The sequence below is a fragment of the Citrobacter sp. CK202 genome (assembly GCF_030333225.1).
Taxonomy (GTDB): Bacteria; Pseudomonadota; Gammaproteobacteria; order Enterobacterales; family Enterobacteriaceae; genus Citrobacter_B; species Citrobacter_B koseri.
This window is the reverse complement of the sequence record NZ_JAOWGI010000025.1, coordinates 375,672-390,899: the sequence shown is the minus strand read 5'-3', so window position 1 is coordinate 390,899 and position 15,228 is coordinate 375,672. Positions and strand designations below refer to the sequence as shown.

14 protein-coding genes are annotated in these 15,228 nt (G+C 57.6%); 11 read left to right on the top strand and 3 right to left on the bottom strand.

The window, feature by feature from the left end; all coding sequences use genetic code 11:
* Positions 1-5: 5 nt before the first annotated feature.
* Positions 6-1,463 (top strand): NADH-quinone oxidoreductase subunit NuoN, encoded by a 1,458-nt coding sequence (gene nuoN, locus OGX84_RS11385; protein ID WP_012131501.1) that lies wholly within the window; start codon positions 6-8, stop codon positions 1,461-1,463.
* 62 nt (positions 1,464-1,525) lie between these two features.
* Here nuoN and OGX84_RS11380 read toward each other — a convergent pair whose 3' ends face one another.
* Positions 1,526-2,530 (bottom strand): chemotaxis protein, encoded by a 1,005-nt coding sequence (locus OGX84_RS11380; RefSeq protein ID WP_012131502.1) that lies wholly within the window; start codon positions 2,528-2,530, stop codon positions 1,526-1,528.
* Positions 2,531-2,594: 64 nt separating this feature from the next.
* Complete coding sequence (rbn, locus tag OGX84_RS11375; protein WP_275165853.1) at positions 2,595-3,512, bottom strand: ribonuclease BN; 918 nt, start codon at positions 3,510-3,512, stop codon at positions 2,595-2,597.
* Between the two features lie 65 nt (positions 3,513-3,577).
* On the opposite strand from rbn, the gene OGX84_RS11370 reads away from it, so the two are divergent.
* From OGX84_RS11370 to menE, 8 genes are all read left to right on the top strand, one after another.
* Positions 3,578-4,039, top strand: coding sequence for a GNAT family N-acetyltransferase (locus OGX84_RS11370; RefSeq protein WP_012131504.1), 462 nt, complete (start codon positions 3,578-3,580; stop codon positions 4,037-4,039).
* A gap of 53 nt (positions 4,040-4,092) precedes the next feature.
* Entirely contained in the window at positions 4,093-4,398 is a 306-nt protein-coding gene (gene elaB / locus OGX84_RS11365; RefSeq protein WP_012131505.1) for a stress response protein ElaB, read from the top strand.
* Between the two features lie 95 nt (positions 4,399-4,493).
* Positions 4,494-5,792 carry an isochorismate synthase MenF gene (gene menF / locus OGX84_RS11360; protein WP_199976240.1) on the top strand — a complete coding sequence of 433 codons (1,299 nt, stop codon included), beginning with the start codon at positions 4,494-4,496 and terminating at the stop codon, positions 5,790-5,792.
* 128 nt (positions 5,793-5,920) lie between these two features.
* Positions 5,921-7,591 (top strand): 2-succinyl-5-enolpyruvyl-6-hydroxy-3-cyclohexene-1-carboxylic-acid synthase, encoded by a 1,671-nt coding sequence (gene menD / locus OGX84_RS11355; protein ID WP_130028618.1) that lies wholly within the window; start codon positions 5,921-5,923, stop codon positions 7,589-7,591.
* Positions 7,588-8,346, top strand: a complete 759-nt coding sequence (menH, locus tag OGX84_RS11350) for a 2-succinyl-6-hydroxy-2,4-cyclohexadiene-1-carboxylate synthase (RefSeq protein ID WP_114848249.1) — start codon at positions 7,588-7,590, stop codon at positions 8,344-8,346. The genes menD and menH overlap by 4 nt, the downstream gene beginning before the upstream one ends.
* 14 nt (positions 8,347-8,360) lie before the next feature.
* Positions 8,361-9,218, top strand: a complete 858-nt coding sequence (gene menB / locus OGX84_RS11345) for a 1,4-dihydroxy-2-naphthoyl-CoA synthase (protein WP_012131509.1) — start codon at positions 8,361-8,363, stop codon at positions 9,216-9,218.
* Entirely contained in the window at positions 9,218-10,180 is a 963-nt protein-coding gene (gene menC / locus OGX84_RS11340) for an o-succinylbenzoate synthase (RefSeq protein WP_012131510.1), read from the top strand. Before menB ends, menC begins: the two co-directional genes overlap by 1 nt.
* Positions 10,177-11,592, top strand: coding sequence for an o-succinylbenzoate--CoA ligase (gene menE / locus OGX84_RS11335; RefSeq protein ID WP_286458013.1), 1,416 nt, complete (start codon positions 10,177-10,179; stop codon positions 11,590-11,592). Before menC ends, menE begins: the two co-directional genes overlap by 4 nt.
* Positions 11,593-11,630: 38 nt before the next feature.
* Here the strand turns inward: menE and OGX84_RS11330 are convergent, their stop codons facing one another.
* A complete protein-coding gene (locus OGX84_RS11330; RefSeq protein ID WP_286458012.1) occupies positions 11,631-13,079 on the bottom strand; it encodes a catalase in 1,449 nt (482 codons plus the stop codon).
* 272 nt (positions 13,080-13,351) lie between these two features.
* Here OGX84_RS11330 and OGX84_RS11325 point away from each other — a divergent pair, with 272 nt between their 5' ends.
* Both OGX84_RS11325 and OGX84_RS11320 read left to right on the top strand, forming a co-directional pair.
* The gene (locus OGX84_RS11325; RefSeq protein WP_286458011.1) at positions 13,352-13,894 is read left to right on the top strand and encodes a YfaZ family protein; all 543 of its coding nucleotides are present in this window, start codon (positions 13,352-13,354) and stop codon (positions 13,892-13,894) included.
* Positions 13,895-14,030: 136 nt separating this feature from the next.
* Positions 14,031-15,227: a nicotinamide mononucleotide deamidase-related protein YfaY gene (locus tag OGX84_RS11320; protein WP_012131514.1), complete on the top strand. Its 1,197-nt coding sequence runs from the start codon at positions 14,031-14,033 to the stop codon at positions 15,225-15,227.
* Position 15,228 lies beyond the last annotated feature (1 nt).

Sequence of the window (15,228 nt, the reverse complement as noted above, 5' to 3'; positions counted from 1 at the left end):
TCGCCATGACAATAACTCCACAACACCTGATTGCGCTGCTACCGCTGCTGATCGTCGGCTTGACGGTGGTGGTTGTGATGCTCTCCATTGCGTGGCGACGCAATCACTTCCTCAATGCCACGCTGTCGGTCATTGGGCTTAACGCCGCGCTGGTTTCGCTCTGGTTTGTTGGCCAGGCGGGCGCGATGGACGTCACCCCGCTGATGCGCGTTGACGGTTTCGCCATGCTTTACACCGGGCTGGTTCTGCTGGCGAGTCTTGCCACCTGTACCTTTGCCTATCCGTGGCTTGAAGGCTATAACGATAACCAGGAAGAGTTCTACCTGCTGGTGCTGATTGCCGCATTGGGCGGTATTCTGCTGGCGAACGCCAACCACCTGGCGGCGCTGTTCCTCGGTATTGAGCTGATCTCTCTGCCGCTGTTTGGCCTGATTGGTTACGCCTTCCGTCAGAAACGCTCGCTGGAAGCCAGTATCAAATACACCATTCTGTCTGCCGCAGCGTCTTCCTTCCTGCTGTTCGGTATGGCGCTGGTGTACGCGCAGTCTGGCAACCTGTCGTTTGTCGCGCTCGGTAAGAGCCTCGGCGACGGCATGCTGCACGAACCGCTGCTGCTGGCGGGCTTCGGTCTGATGATTGTTGGTCTCGGCTTTAAACTCTCGCTGGTGCCGTTCCACCTGTGGACGCCAGACGTATACCAGGGCGCGCCTGCGCCGGTTTCCACCTTCCTGGCGACGGCGAGCAAAATCGCTATCTTCGGCGTGGTGATGCGTCTGTTCCTGTACGCGCCGGTAGGTGACAGCGAAGCGGTACGTATCGTGCTGGGCGTGATTGCCTTTGCCTCCATCATCTTCGGTAACCTGATGGCGCTGAGCCAGACCAACATTAAGCGTCTGCTCGGTTACTCCTCTATTTCTCACCTCGGCTATCTGCTGGTGGCGTTGATCGCCCTGCAAAGCGGCGAGATGTCGATGGAAGCCGTTGGCGTTTATCTGGCCGGTTATCTGTTCAGCAGCCTCGGCGCGTTCGGCGTGGTCAGCCTGATGTCCAGCCCGTTCCGTGGCCCGGATGCCGATTCGCTGTTCTCCTACCGTGGTCTGTTCTGGCATCGTCCGATCCTCGCGGCGGTGATGACCGTGATGATGCTCTCTCTGGCGGGTATCCCGATGACGCTGGGCTTTATCGGCAAATTCTACGTCCTGGCGGTCGGTGTACAGGCCAGCCTGTGGTGGCTGGTTGCCGCGGTGGTGGTCGGTTCCGCGATTGGTCTCTACTACTACCTGCGTGTTGCGGTAAGCCTCTATCTGAGCGCGCCGCAGCAGCTTAACCGCGATGCGCCGTCTAACTGGCAGTACAGCGCGGGCGGTATTGTGGTTCTGATCTCCGCGCTGCTGGTTCTGGTGCTGGGTATCTACCCGCAACCGCTGATTAGCATCGTGCAGTTAGCTACGCCGCTGATGTAAGCGAAAGCAGAAACGAAAAAACCCGCTGCGGCGGGTTTTTTTATGCCCTGAACGTCAGGACGTTAACTCAGCAACTGACGGCTGACCAGCGGCCCGCTGACGTTTTGCGCGGCGCGTTCCATTACTTCCTGAATCACCGACGACAGTTCGTTGACTTCAAACTTCGCGACATAACCATCCGCTTTAACTTTACGCACATGATCTTCGTTGGCGCTGCCGGAAAGGGAAGAGTGGATCACCACCGGAATCTTCTTCAGGCGCTCGTCGGTTTTGATCTTACGCGTCAGGGTGAAACCGTCCATCTCCGGCATTTCGAGGTCGGTTAGCACCAGAGCGATTTTCTCGCTAATCGGTTTGCCTTCCGCCTCCGCTTCTTTCGCCAGTTGCTGGATTTTCTCCCAGGCATCCTGACCGGTGACGTGCATCTGATGCGGGATCTCCATCGCATTCAGCCCTTTCTCCAGCATGGCGCGGGCAACTTTAGAATCTTCTGCCACAATCGCCACCGCCCCCGGCGTGATGTTGAACTTGCTGGTTTTCAAATTGGTGGCGCGCAAGTCGTGATTTGACGGCACGATATCATAGAGAATTTGCTCTACGTCGAGTACCAGCGCCAGGTTGTTGGTCTCTTTGTCTTCATCCAGACAGGCAATGCTGGTGATATAGCGGCCGTTAACCGCTTTCTCGGCGGTATGCACCTGCTGCCAGTCCAGACGCATAATATTCTCGACGGACTCCACCGCAAATGCCTGTACGCTGCGCGCATATTCGGTGATCAGCAGGATGTTAAGCCCATTCTCCGGTTTACACCCGGCCACGGCGGGCAGGTCGATGACCGGGATCACCTGATCGCGGATGTTGACCATACCTAAAAGCGGGGCTTTCATTCCGGCAGGGCGCGTAAATGTGGGCATTGGCACAATTTCGCGCAGTTTGAATACGTTGATGCCAAATAGCTCCGATTTCTGCTCATGCAGCGATGTGCCGAGACGGAATAACAGCAGTTCAAAGCGGTTAGACAGGGTTAAGTTAGCCCTGTCATCAATATCTTTCTGGAAATTATCCATCGCATCCTCAATATGAAAGCCAGCCTTTTCTCTGTTATCGGCACTGAGGAAGAAAAATGGAGCGTTAAACCGTGAAAACGGCGAAATCGTGAGCCAGCGCAGTTGCGGGGAAGATCGCCTGACATTCTGCCAGCAGGCGTTGACTGCCTCTGTCGTCGTAACGCGAGCTGACGTGAGTAATGATGAGCTGGCCTACCTCGGCATTGTGCGCCAGCTGCGCGGCCTGCCTGGTGGAGCTGTGCCCACGGCTGTTGGCTTTTTCTTCCATTGAGGTATCCAGCGTTGCTTCGTGTACCATTACGTCCACGCCTTTTGCCAGTGTGATGGCCGACGCGCATGGCGCGGTGTCGCCAAATATCGCCACCGATTTCCCGGGCGTGGCTGGTGCGAGAAAATCGGCGCCGTTAATAACGCGACCATCGTTCAGGGTGACGGTTTTACCCGCTTTCAGATCCTGAAACAGCGGGCCGGGCTTCACGCCTGCCGCTTTTAGCGCACTGGCATCCAGCGCGCCGGGCTTGTCATGCTCTTCAATCCGATAGCCATAGCATTCGAGTGGATGCTCAAGCGCAAAGGCGGTTACTTTGCGCAGGCCGTCGTCCAGAATTTCGCCGGCGGTAATTTCAACGATCTCTAGCGGATAATCAGTCCAGGAGCCGCTAAGGCGCAATGCGGTTTCGGTGAACTCGCGAATGCCTTTGGGGCCGTAAATCGTCAGCGGCTGTGCGTTTCCCGCCATCGAACGGCTGCACAGCAGACCGGGCAAACCGAAAAGGTGATCGCCATGCAGATGGCTGATGAAAATGCGATCGAGCTTACCTGGGTTAAACGCGGTGTTGAGCATCTGGTGCTGGGTGCCTTCACCGCAGTCGAATAACCATAGCCCCGCCTGCGTCGGGTGCTGTAAATTCAGTAATATGGCCGTGACATTACGCGTGCGGGTAGGAACGCCGGCAGAAGTACCTAAAAAAATTAATTCCATTATTTCATTACACGTTTAAAAAATATTCTGGCTAGTATAAAGCGAATACGTAAAAGGAGCGCACCATGATTCACTGGCAAGACCTGCATCATTCTGAATTATCCGTCCCGCAACTCTATGCGTTACTGAAATTGCGCTGCGCGGTATTTGTGGTTGAACAACGGTGTCCGTATCTGGATGTGGACGGCGATGACCTGGTGGGGGAGAACCGTCATATCCTGGGCTGGCATAACGATGAGCTGGTAGCGTATGCGAGGATTCTGAAAAGCGACGACGAACTGGAGCCGGTGGTGATTGGGCGCGTGATCGTCAGCGAAGCGCTGCGCGGCGAAAAACTGGGGCAACAGCTTATGGCGCAGACTCTGGCATCCTGTGAGCAACACTGGCCGGAGAAGGCGCTTTACCTCGGCGCGCAGGCGCATCTGCAATCCTTCTATGCGCGATTCGGCTTTGTTCCGGTGACGGACGTTTATGACGAAGACGGTATCCCGCACATGGGTATGGCGCGCGAGGTTAGCCAGGTGTGATGTTCCGGTTTTGTCTATAGTTAGTGGGAACGTTAATCGAAAGGGAGAATATAATGTCTTTTCATTCTTATGGTTCACGTATTGATGACGACCTGGAACTTCTGAGCGAAACGCTGGAAGAGGTGCTGCGTTCCTCCGGCGATCCTGCCGATCAAAAATATGTTGAGTTAAAAGCACGCGCAGAACGGGCGCTTGAAGAGGTAAAAAATCGCGTCAGCCATGCGTCTGACAGCTACTATTACCGCGCAAAACAGGCGGTTTATAAAGCGGATGATTACGTGCATGAAAAACCCTGGCAAGGGATTGGCGCAGGCGCGGCGGTCGGCCTGGTGCTGGGATTACTGCTGGCGCGGCGGTAATGTAACCGGGATCGCATTTCCTCCCTAAACGGGGGTACTGCTTTTTCTCCGCTGTACCCCGTATAATGTGAGGTTTTTAACAGGGAGAGGTCCGCGTGCATTCAATCACTACTGCGCTGGAAAATCTGCGGCGCCAGTTATCGCAGGAGATACCGGCGGCGCCAGGAATGCGTATTGTTGATGTGCCTTTCCCTCTGAATGATGCGTTTGACGCATTAAGCTGGCTGGCCAGTCAGGCCATCTGGCCGCAATTTTACTGGCAACAGCGTAACGGCGATGAAGAAGCCGCGGTGCTTGGCGCCGTTGAAACGTTCCCCTCTCTCGAACAGGCGCAACACTTTCTCCGCCAGCATGAATCACAATCCGATTTGCGTATCTGGGGACTGAATGCGTTTGAACCGCAGCAGGGGCATTTGCTGCTGCCGCGTCTTGAATGGCGACGCGCTGGCGCAGTGGCAACGCTGCGGCTGTATCTCTACAGCCCGGTTTCACTGCGTGAAGACGCCGGGCGGGCGATCGCGTTTCTCTCTTCATTAAGGGGCGTGAAGCCGATTCCGGCGCTGCGCCTGCACCTGACGGGCGAGCAGCACTGGCCGGATAAAGCGGGCTGGACCAGCCTGATTCAGCTTGCCACGCAGACTATCGCTGAAGACGATCTCGACAAAGTGGTGCTGGCGCGGGCGACGGATTTGCAGTTTTCCCATTCGGTGAATGCCGCCGCCGTGATGGCATCCAGTCGCCGTTTAAACCTTAACTGCTACCATTTTTTTATGGCGTTCTCCGCCGGAAGCGCCTTTCTTGGCTCGTCGCCGGAACGCCTTTGGCGGCGACGTGAAACGGCATTGCGCACCGAGGCGCTGGCCGGCACGGTGGCGAATCATCCCGACGACCATCAGGCCTGGCAACTGGGCGAATGGTTGATGAAGGATGATAAAAACCAGCGTGAAAACATGCTGGTGGTGGAAGATATTTGTCAGCGCCTGCAAAGCTGCACCCACTCGCTCGATGTTTTGCCGCCGCAGGTGCTCAGATTACGCAAAGTACAGCATCTGCGCCGCTGTATCTGGACGGCGCTCAATCAGGCTGACGACACGCTCTGTTTGCTACAGCTACAGCCCACGGCAGCCGTCGCGGGGATTCCGCGTGAACGGGCGCGCGCGTTTATTCAGCAACATGAACCGTTTGAACGTGAGTGGTATGCCGGGTCGGCGGGTTATCTGTCTTTACAGCAAAGCGAATTCTGCGTGACGCTGCGCTCGGCGAAAGTCGCGGCGAACGTTGTTCGTCTGTATGCCGGGGCAGGCATTGTGCGCGGGTCTGACCCGGAACAGGAATGGCAAGAGATCGACAACAAAGCAGCCGGGCTACGCACGTTATTACAGATGGAAAGCTAATGAGTCGCACATACACCTCATCCTTCAGGCGGTCTGCTGAATGATTTTGTGTATATTCCCGACTCATATCAATAATCCATTTTTTCTGATCCTTATACTGAGTCGCAATATTGATACCGGACAATCTCATGTCAGTAAGCGCATTTAACCGACGCTGGGCGGCGGTCATTCTGGAAGCACTCACTCGCCACGGCGTCAGGCATGTTTGCATTGCCCCTGGCTCCCGCTCTACGCCTTTAACCCTGGCGGCAGCGGAAAATTCAGCCTTTATTCATCACACGCACTTTGATGAGCGTGGTCTTGGTCATCTGGCATTAGGGCTGGCGAAAGTCAGTAAGCAGCCCGTTGCCGTTATTGTTACTTCCGGTACGGCGGTGGCAAATCTCTATCCGGCGCTGATTGAAGCGGGGCTTACCGGTGAAAAACTGATTTTATTGACTGCGGACCGTCCGCCGGAACTGATTGACTGCGGCGCGAATCAGGCGATTCGTCAGGCCGGGATGTTCGCTTCTCATCCTTCTCAAACGCTCTCTTTGCCGCGCCCGACGCAGGATATTTCCGCGCGCTGGCTGGTCTCCACCCTTGATAACGTCCTGGCGACGCTGCATGCCGGCGCGGTACACATCAACTGCCCGTTTGCGGAACCGCTGTATGGCGATATGGACGACACGGGGCTTGCCTGGCAGCAGAGCCTTGGCGACTGGTGGCAGGATGACAAACCCTGGCTGCGCGAAGCGCGTCGGCTGGAAAGTGACAAACAGCGCGACTGGTTCTTCTGGCGGCAAAAACGCGGCGTAGTGGTGGCCGGGCGCATGAGCGCGGAAGAGGGCAAGAAAGTCGCGCTTTGGGCGCAGACGCTGGGCTGGCCGCTGATTGGCGACGTGCTGTCGCAAACCGGGCAGCCGCTGCCGTGCGCCGATCTCTGGCTGGGCAATGCGAAGGCCGTCACTGAGCTTCAGCAGGCGCAAATTGTGGTACAACTCGGCAGCAGCCTGACCGGAAAGCGCCTGCTGCAATGGCAGGCCGCCTGCGAGCCGGAAGAGTACTGGATTATTGATAATATCGAAGGTCGCCTGGACCCGGCGCATCATCGCGGACGCAGGCTGGTGGCGAAAATCGCCGACTGGCTGGAGCTGCATCCGGCGGAGAAACGCCATCCCTGGTGCGTCGATATCCCGCGCCTGGCAGAGCAGGCGTGGCAGGCGGTTGTCGCGCGTCGCGATATGTTCGGCGAAGCGCAACTGGCGCACCGCATTCGCGACTATCTGCCGGAACAAGGGCAACTGTTTGTCGGCAACAGCCTGGTGGTGCGCCTGATTGACGCGCTGTCGCAGCTACCGGCGGGCTACCCTGTGTACAGCAACCGGGGAGCCAGCGGTATTGATGGTTTGCTCTCGACGGCGGCGGGCGTTCAGCGCGCCAGCGCGAAATCGACGCTGGCTATCGTCGGCGATCTGTCTGCGCTCTACGATCTCAACGCACTGGCGCTATTGCGCCAGGTGTCCGCGCCGTTTGTGCTGATTGTGGTGAATAACAACGGCGGGCAAATTTTCTCTCTGCTGCCGACGCCGCAGAGCGAGCGCGAGCGGTTTTACCTGATGCCGCAAAACGTCCACTTTGAACACGCGGCGGCCATGTTTAACCTCAAATATCACCGCCCGCAAAGCTGGGATGAGCTGGATGCGGCGCTGGCTGGCGCCTGGCGAACGCCGACAACCACGGTGATTGAGCTGGTCGTGAACGATACCGACGGGGCGCAAACCCTGCAACAGCTGCTGGCGCAGGTGAGCCATCTATGATCCTGCGCGCGCAGGCGAACGGTGGTCAGCCGGGGTCTCCCTGGCTGGTTTTTCTGCATGGATTTTCCGGTGATTGCCGGGAATGGCAGCAGATCGGTGAGCAGTTTCCCGACTTTTCGCGCCTGTATATCGACTTGCCTGGTCACGGCGATTCTGCCGATATTCGTGTCAGCGGCTTTGCTGATGTGTGCGACTTATTGCGTAACACATTATTTAGTTACAACATACTTAAATACTGGCTGGTCGGCTACTCGCTCGGCGGCAGAGTGGCGATGATGGCGGCGTGCCAGACTCTGCCGGGTCTTTGCGGGCTGGTGGTTGAAGGCGGCCACCCGGGACTGCAACGCGAGGCCGAGCGTGACGCGCGCCGACTGTCTGACGGTCGTTGGGCGGCGCGCTTTCGCCGTGAACCGCTGCGCGACGTGTTTACTGACTGGTATCAGCAGCCGGTTTTCGCTTCGCTGGATGCTTCGCAAAGAGAGGCATTAGTCACGCTGCGCAGCCAGAACAATGGCGAAACGCTGGCGGCGATGCTGGAGGCAACCTCGCTTGCCGTACAGCCTGATTTACGCGCGCGGCTAAATGCGCGCACATTTCCGTTTTATTATTTATGTGGTGAACGCGACAGCAAATTCCGCGCGCTGGCGGCGGAGTTGTCTGTACCTTGCCATATGATTCGTAACGCCGGACACAACGCGCATCGGGAAAACCCCGCAGGCGTGGTGGACAGTCTGGCTCAGATTCTGCGTCTCTGACTAAAGGACACACTATGATCTATCCTGATGAAACAATGCTTTACGCACCGGTTGAATGGCACGACTGCTCCGAAGGTTACACGGACATTCGTTATGAAAAATCCACCGATGGTATTGCAAAAATCACCATTAACCGTCCACAGGTGCGCAACGCATTCCGTCCTTTGACCGTCAAAGAGATGATCCAGGCGCTGGCGGATGCCCGGTATGACGACAACGTGGGCGTCATTATTCTGACCGGCGAAGGCGAGAAAGCTTTCTGTGCGGGCGGCGACCAGAAGGTACGCGGCGACTACGGCGGATACCAGGATGATTCCGGCGTGCATCACCTGAACGTACTGGATTTCCAGCGCCAGATCCGTACCTGCCCGAAACCGGTCGTGGCGATGGTTGCAGGGTACTCTATCGGCGGCGGTCACGTACTGCACATGATGTGTGACCTGACCATCGCGGCGGAAAACGCCATCTTCGGCCAGACGGGCCCGAAAGTCGGCTCCTTCGACGGCGGCTGGGGCGCTTCCTATATGGCGCGTATCGTCGGGCAGAAAAAAGCGCGTGAAATCTGGTTCCTGTGCCGTCAGTACGACGCTAAACAGGCGCTGGATATGGGGCTGGTCAACACCGTCGTACCGCTGGACTCCCTTGAAAAAGAGACCGTGCGCTGGTGCCGCGAAATGTTGCAGAACAGCCCGATGGCGCTGCGCTGCCTGAAAGCGGCGCTGAACGCCGACTGCGACGGTCAGGCGGGTCTACAGGAGCTGGCGGGCAACGCCACGATGCTGTTCTACATGACGGAAGAAGGTCAGGAGGGCCGCAACGCTTTCAACCAGAAACGTCAGCCTGATTTCAGCAAATTCAAACGGAATCCGTAATGCGTAGCGCGCAGGTGTACCGCTGGCAGATCCCCATGGACGCGGGGGTGGTTCTGCGCGACAGGCGGTTAAAAACTCGCGACGGGCTGTATGTCCGTCTGTGCGACGGCGAGCGCGAAGGGTGGGGGGAGATCTCCCCGCTTCCGGGTTTCAGCCAGGAAACCCTGGAGGAGGCGCAGGCCGCGCTGCTGGACTGGGTTAACGGCTGGCTGCAAGGCCAGTCAACGTTGCCTGAAGTGCCCTCCGTGGCGTTTGGCGTTAGCTGCGCGCTGGCGGAGGCGGCGGGGACGTTGCCAGAGGCGGCGGATTACCGCGCTGCGCCGCTGTGTACGGGCGATCCAGACGATCTGGTGCTGCAACTGGCTGATATGCCTGGCGAGAAAGTCGCCAAGATCAAAGTCGGTCTGTACGAAGCAGTACGCGATGGAATGGTGGTCAACCTGCTGCTGGAGGCGGTTCCCGATCTGCATCTGCGTCTGGATGCCAATCGCGCCTGGACGCCGCTGAAAGCGCAGCAGTTCGCGAAATACGTCAACCCGGACTACCGTGCCCGCATCGCCTTCCTCGAAGAACCGTGTAAAACCCGCGACGACTCCCGCGCTTTTGCGCGTGAAACCGGGATTGCGATTGCCTGGGATGAAAGTCTGCGTGAAGACGATTTTGTCTTTGCGGCGGAAGCGGGCGTCAGCGCGGTGGTCATCAAACCGACGCTCACCGGAAGCCTGGAAAAGGTTCGCGAGCAGGTACAGGCCGCGCATACGCTGGGACTGACGGCGGTGATCAGCTCTTCCATCGAGTCGAGCCTCGGCTTAACGCAGCTGGCGCGTATTGCCGCGTGGCTGACGCCGCAGACCATTCCGGGTCTGGATACGCTAAGCCTGATGCAAACCCAGCAGGTGCGCCGCTGGCCGGGCAGCGCTTTGCCGTGTGTTAGCGACGATGCGCTGGAACGGCTGCTATGAGCCTCCGGGAAATGCCCGATAGCGCAAGCGTATCGGGCCTCCAGCCGTCATCTTTTAATGACTGGCCGTGGCGTCACTGGCGGCAGGTACGGGGAGATGCGCCTGCCTTACGCCTTAATGATGAAGTGCTAAGCTGGCGCACACTCTGTACCCGTATTGACGCGCTGGCGAGCGGTTTTGCCGCTCAGGGCGTCTCTGAAGGCTGCGGCGTGATGCTGCGCGCCTGGAATCATCCGCAAACGCTGCTGGCCTGGCTGGCTTTACTGCAATGCGGGGCAAGAGTCCTGCCGATTAACCCGCAGCTTCCGCAACCGCTGCTCGACGCGCTGCTGCCGGACTTAACGCTCCGGTTTGCTTTGCTGCTGGAGGGGGAGAATACCTTCCCGGCGTTGCAACCGCTGCAAATGCAGCAAGAGTCAGGCGAACATGCCGCAGGCTGGCAGCCGACGCGGCTGAGTTCAATGACGCTGACCTCTGGCTCAACCGGATTACCCAAAGCCGCAGTGCATACCTGCCAGGCGCATCTGGCCAGCGCGGAAGGGGTGCTGTCCCTGATGCCGTTTGCCGATGGGGATGACTGGCTGTTATCGCTGCCGCTGTTTCATGTTTCCGGCCAGGGCATTATGTGGCGCTGGTTGTTTGCGGGCGCCCGAATGACCGTGCGTGAGAAGCAGCCGCTGGAAGCAATGCTGCAAGGGTGTACGCATGCGTCTCTGGTTCCCACTCAGCTGTGGCGGCTGCTGGAGAATCCGGCATCGGTAACGTTGAAAGTGGTACTGCTGGGCGGCGCGGCTATCCCGGTTGAACTGACGGAGCAGGCTCGCGCGCAGGGTATTCGCTGCTGGTGCGGTTATGGCCTGACGGAATTTGCCTCGACGGTGTGCGCGAAAGAGGCCGACGGCCTGGGCGATGTCGGCGCGGCGTTACCGGGGCGGGAAGTCCGAATCGTGAATGACGAAGTCTGGCTGCGCGCCGCCAGCATGGCGGAAGGCTACTGGCGCGACGGTAAGCTGATCCCGCTGGTGAACGGCGAAGGCTGGTTCGCCACCCGCGATCGCGGCGAACTGAACGACGGTAAGCTGACGATTGCCGGTCGGCTGGATAATCTGTTCTTCAGTGGCGGAGAAGGCATTCAGCCGGAAGAGGTGGAACGCGTTATCTCGGCGCATCCACATGTTCTACAGGCGTTCGTGGTGCCGGTAGAGGACAGGGAGTTCGGCCATCGTCCGGTGGCGGTGGTGGAATATGATGCGCAGGCCGGGAACGTCGATCTCGCGGAATGGGTGAAAGACAAGCTGGCGCGTTTTCAGCAGCCGGTACGCTGGTTGACGTTGCCATCAGCGCTGAAAAACGGCGGGATCAAAGTTTCGCGCCGGGCATTGCAGGAGTGGGTGCGCGCTAACCGTCCGTAATGTAAGCAACACGGGAGCCGCAGCTCCCGTGGAAACGGTTATTTCGCTTCTTTTAACGCCCGCAGGGCAGCGGCGACGCCCGCGCCATAGTCAGGATGAACTTCGCTAAACAAGCCAATCTGACGCTGCTGAATAAATTCCGGCACATCTTTCATGTCGTCGGCGATGCGCGCGAACATACGCTGATGTTCTTCATCACTCAGCAACTCATACAGCTTACGCGGCTGGCTGAAGTAGTCCGTATCTTCCCGATGATCCCAGTGCGCGGCAGCGCCTTCGACAGAGAGCGGCGGTTCGCTGAAATCAGGCTGTTCCTGGAAGACGCCAAAGCTGTTTGGCTCATAGGTTGGGCCGTTGCCGCTGTTGCCGTCCACCCGCATCGCGCCGTCACGATGGTAGTTATGGAACGGGCAGCGCGGGGCGTTGACCGGGATCTGCTGATGGTTAACGCCCAGACGATAGCGGTGCGCATCGCCATAGGAGAAGAGACGCCCCTGCAACATACGGTCAGGGGAGAAGCTAATCCCCGGCACGACGTTCGCCGGATTCATCGCCACCTGTTCCACTTCGGAGAAATAGTTTTCCGGGTTGCGGTTCAGTTCCAGCACGCCGACTTCAATCAGCGGGTAATCGCCGTGCGGCCATACTTTGGTCAGATCAAACGGGTTGTACGGCACCTGTGAGGCTTCGGCTTCCGGCATGATCTGCACGTAGAATTTCCAGCGGGGGAAGTTGCCCTGTTCAATGGCGTTGTACAGGTCGCGCTGAGAACTTTCGCGATCGTCCGCCACCAGGCGTTTCGCTTCGTCATCCATCAGGTTGGCGATGCCCTGCTGCGATTTCAGGTGGAATTTCACCCAGAAACGTTCGTTGTCGCTGTTGATAAAGCTGAATGTGTGGCTACCGAAACCGTGCATCGTACGGTAAGAGAAAGGCAAACCCCGGTCGCTAAAGTCGATAGTCAACTGGTGCAGCGATTCCGGCAGATGGGAGAAAAAGTCCCATTTGTAGGTCGGATTGCGCAAGTTGGTGCGTGGGTCGCGCTTCACGACATGGTTCAGATCCGGGAATTTCAGCGGATCGCGCAGATAGAAAACGGGCGTGTTGTTACCCACCAGATCCCAGTTGCCCTCTTCAGTGTAAAACTTGATCGCAAACCCGCGAATATCGCGCTCGGCATCCGCCGCGCCGCGCTCTCCCGCCACGGTGGAAAAACGCAGGAACAGGTCCGTTTTTTTACCGGGCTCCGAAAAGATTTTTGCGCGAGTGTAACGTGAAATATCGTGCGTGACGGTGAAGGTGCCGTACGCGCCTGAGCCTTTGGCATGCATACGGCGCTCAGGGATCACTTCACGATCGAAGTGGGCCAGTTTTTCCAGGAACCAGATGTCCTGTAGCAGCATGGGGCCGCGTGGGCCTGCGGTTGCAACGTTGTTATTATGGGCGACAGGCACGCCTGCTGCGGTGGTGAGTCCTTTTTTGCTCATCTTTATCTCCCGACGATCGTTAGAAAAAATGTTTAATTTCCGTTTAATTTCGGAAACTAATGTAGAAAATATTTGTGAATGAAATATTGATCTCGGGCAATGACTGCTGCGCTAAACGCCTCTTCTTGTAACGTTTAATAAACCTGAAAGGTAGTGTTTAGTTACAATATGTTATTAGATCGCTTTTTTAGCTCATTGATTCTGTTGCGCCTGGCAGTACAATCCTGCGGTTTTGGGGTCTTTTGTTTATTTCTTTGCTGGAAAGGGTAAAAATGAAAAAAAGCATTTTATTAGGCGTTGCCGGACTGTTGTTCGCTTCTGCATCGGCGAATGCGATGAGCATTAGCGGCCAGGCGGGTAAAGATTACACCAACGTTGGCGTAGGTTTCGGTACTGAATCCACCGGGCTGGCGTTGAGCGGCAACTGGATGCATAACGACGACGACGGCGACGCTGCCGGCGTGGGGCTAGGCCTGAATATTCCGCTTGGGCCGCTGCTGGCAACGGTCGGTGGGAAAGGCGTTTATACCAATCCGAACGACGGCGATGAAGGCTATGCGGCGGCGGTAGGCGGCGGGTTACAGTGGAAAATCGGCGACAGCTTCCGTCTGTTTGGCGAGTATTATTACTCTCCAGATTCACTGTCCAGCGGCATTGATAGCTATGAAGAAGCCAATGCCGGAGCGCGCCTTACCATTATGCGCCCGCTGAGCATTGAAGCGGGCTATCGCTATCTGAACCTGGCGGGTAAAGACGGCAACCGTGACAACGCGATTGCCGATGGCCCGTACGTCGGCGTTAACGCCAGCTTCTGATTTTCGGGCGCGGCATCCGTCGCGCCGTTTCCTGTATGCTATAGCCTTCTTTCCCGGTTTGTTTCCTCTGAGTTTCTTACTCCGCCCCAGCGGGCTTTGCGTTATAGTGTTTTCATCATAGAAGCAGGAGAACACGATGTTAAACGTGGAGATGTTATCCACCGGGGATGAAGTGTTGCACGGGCAAATCGTCGACACGAATGCCGCCTGGCTGGCCGATTTTTTCTTTAATCAGGGGTTGCCGTTATCACGCCGAAATACGGTGGGAGATAATCTGGATGCGCTGGTCGCCATTTTACGCGAACGTAGCGAACATGCTGACGTGCTGATTGTGAATGGCGGCCTGGGGCCGACCAGCGATGATTTAAGCGCGCTGGCCGCCGCCACGGCGAAAGGTGAAGGTCTGGTGCTTCATGACGCGTGGCTGGCTGAGATGGAGCGTTTTTTCCATGAGCGCGGGCGGGTTATGGCGCCGAGTAACCGCAAGCAGGCAGAACTGCCCGCCAGCGCCGAGTTTATTAATAACCCGGTTGGCACCGCCTGTGGGTTTGCGGTGAAGCTAAATCGCTGCCTGATGTTCTTTACCCCGGGCGTTCCGTCTGAATTTAAGGTGATGGTCGAGCATGAAATTATGCCGCGTCTGCGTGCGCGTTTTGCGCTTCCTGAACCGCCGGTTTGTCTGCGACTCACCACGTTTGGACGTTCGGAAAGCGATCTGGCGCAGAGCCTCGATTCGCTGCCGCTACCGGCGGGCGTGACGATGGGATATCGCTCTTCAATGCCGATTATTGAACTGAAACTCACCGGCCCGGATGCGCAGCGGGACGCGATGCTGGCGCTATGGCCGGAGGTGAAGCGGGTGGCAGGGCAGAACCTGATTTTTGAAGGGACGGAAGGACTGCCTGCGCAAATCGCCCGTTGTTTGCAGACGCGCCAGCTCAGCCTGACGCTCAGCGAACAGTTCACCAGCGGGCTGCTGGCTTTGCAGCTTTCCCGTGCGAATGCGCCGATTCTTGCCAGCGAAGTGGTGCCTTCCCAGGAAGAGACGCTGGCTCAGACCGCGCACTGGACGACAGAGCGACGGAGCAACCACTACGCCGGACTGGCGCTGGCGGTATCCGGGCTGGAAAACGACCACCTTAATTTCGCGCTGGCGACGCCGGATGGGACATTTGCCCTGCGCGTGCATTTCAGCGCCAGCCGCTACAGTCTGGCGGTTCGGCAGGAAGTTTGCGCCATGATGGCGCTGAATATGGTGCGTCGGTGGTTAAACGGTCAGGATATTGCCAGTGAACATGGCTGGATTGAGGTGGTGGAGTCGTTAACCCTGTAGC

What these genes read in the sequence shown, in the direction of transcription:
- OGX84_RS11370 (WP_012131504.1), top strand. Translation starts at nt 3,578, where the DNA reads ATGATTCACTGGCAAGACCTGCATCATTCTGAATTATCCGTCCCGCAA.
- rbn (WP_275165853.1), bottom strand. Translation starts at nt 3,512, where the DNA reads ATGGAATTAATTTTTTTAGGTACTTCTGCCGGCGTTCCTACCCGCACG.
- menH (WP_114848249.1), top strand. Translation starts at nt 7,588, where the DNA reads ATGATCCTGCGCGCGCAGGCGAACGGTGGTCAGCCGGGGTCTCCCTGG.
- menE (WP_286458013.1), top strand. Translation starts at nt 10,177, where the DNA reads ATGAGCCTCCGGGAAATGCCCGATAGCGCAAGCGTATCGGGCCTCCAG.
- elaB (WP_012131505.1), top strand. Translation starts at nt 4,093, where the DNA reads ATGTCTTTTCATTCTTATGGTTCACGTATTGATGACGACCTGGAACTT.
- OGX84_RS11330 (WP_286458012.1), bottom strand. Translation starts at nt 13,079, where the DNA reads ATGAGCAAAAAAGGACTCACCACCGCAGCAGGCGTGCCTGTCGCCCAT.
- menD (WP_130028618.1), top strand. Translation starts at nt 5,921, where the DNA reads ATGTCAGTAAGCGCATTTAACCGACGCTGGGCGGCGGTCATTCTGGAA.
- OGX84_RS11380 (WP_012131502.1), bottom strand. Translation starts at nt 2,530, where the DNA reads ATGGATAATTTCCAGAAAGATATTGATGACAGGGCTAACTTAACCCTG.
- menB (WP_012131509.1), top strand. Translation starts at nt 8,361, where the DNA reads ATGATCTATCCTGATGAAACAATGCTTTACGCACCGGTTGAATGGCAC.
- menC (WP_012131510.1), top strand. Translation starts at nt 9,218, where the DNA reads ATGCGTAGCGCGCAGGTGTACCGCTGGCAGATCCCCATGGACGCGGGG.
- OGX84_RS11320 (WP_012131514.1), top strand. Translation starts at nt 14,031, where the DNA reads ATGTTAAACGTGGAGATGTTATCCACCGGGGATGAAGTGTTGCACGGG.
- OGX84_RS11325 (WP_286458011.1), top strand. Translation starts at nt 13,352, where the DNA reads ATGAAAAAAAGCATTTTATTAGGCGTTGCCGGACTGTTGTTCGCTTCT.
- nuoN (WP_012131501.1), top strand. Translation starts at nt 6, where the DNA reads ATGACAATAACTCCACAACACCTGATTGCGCTGCTACCGCTGCTGATC.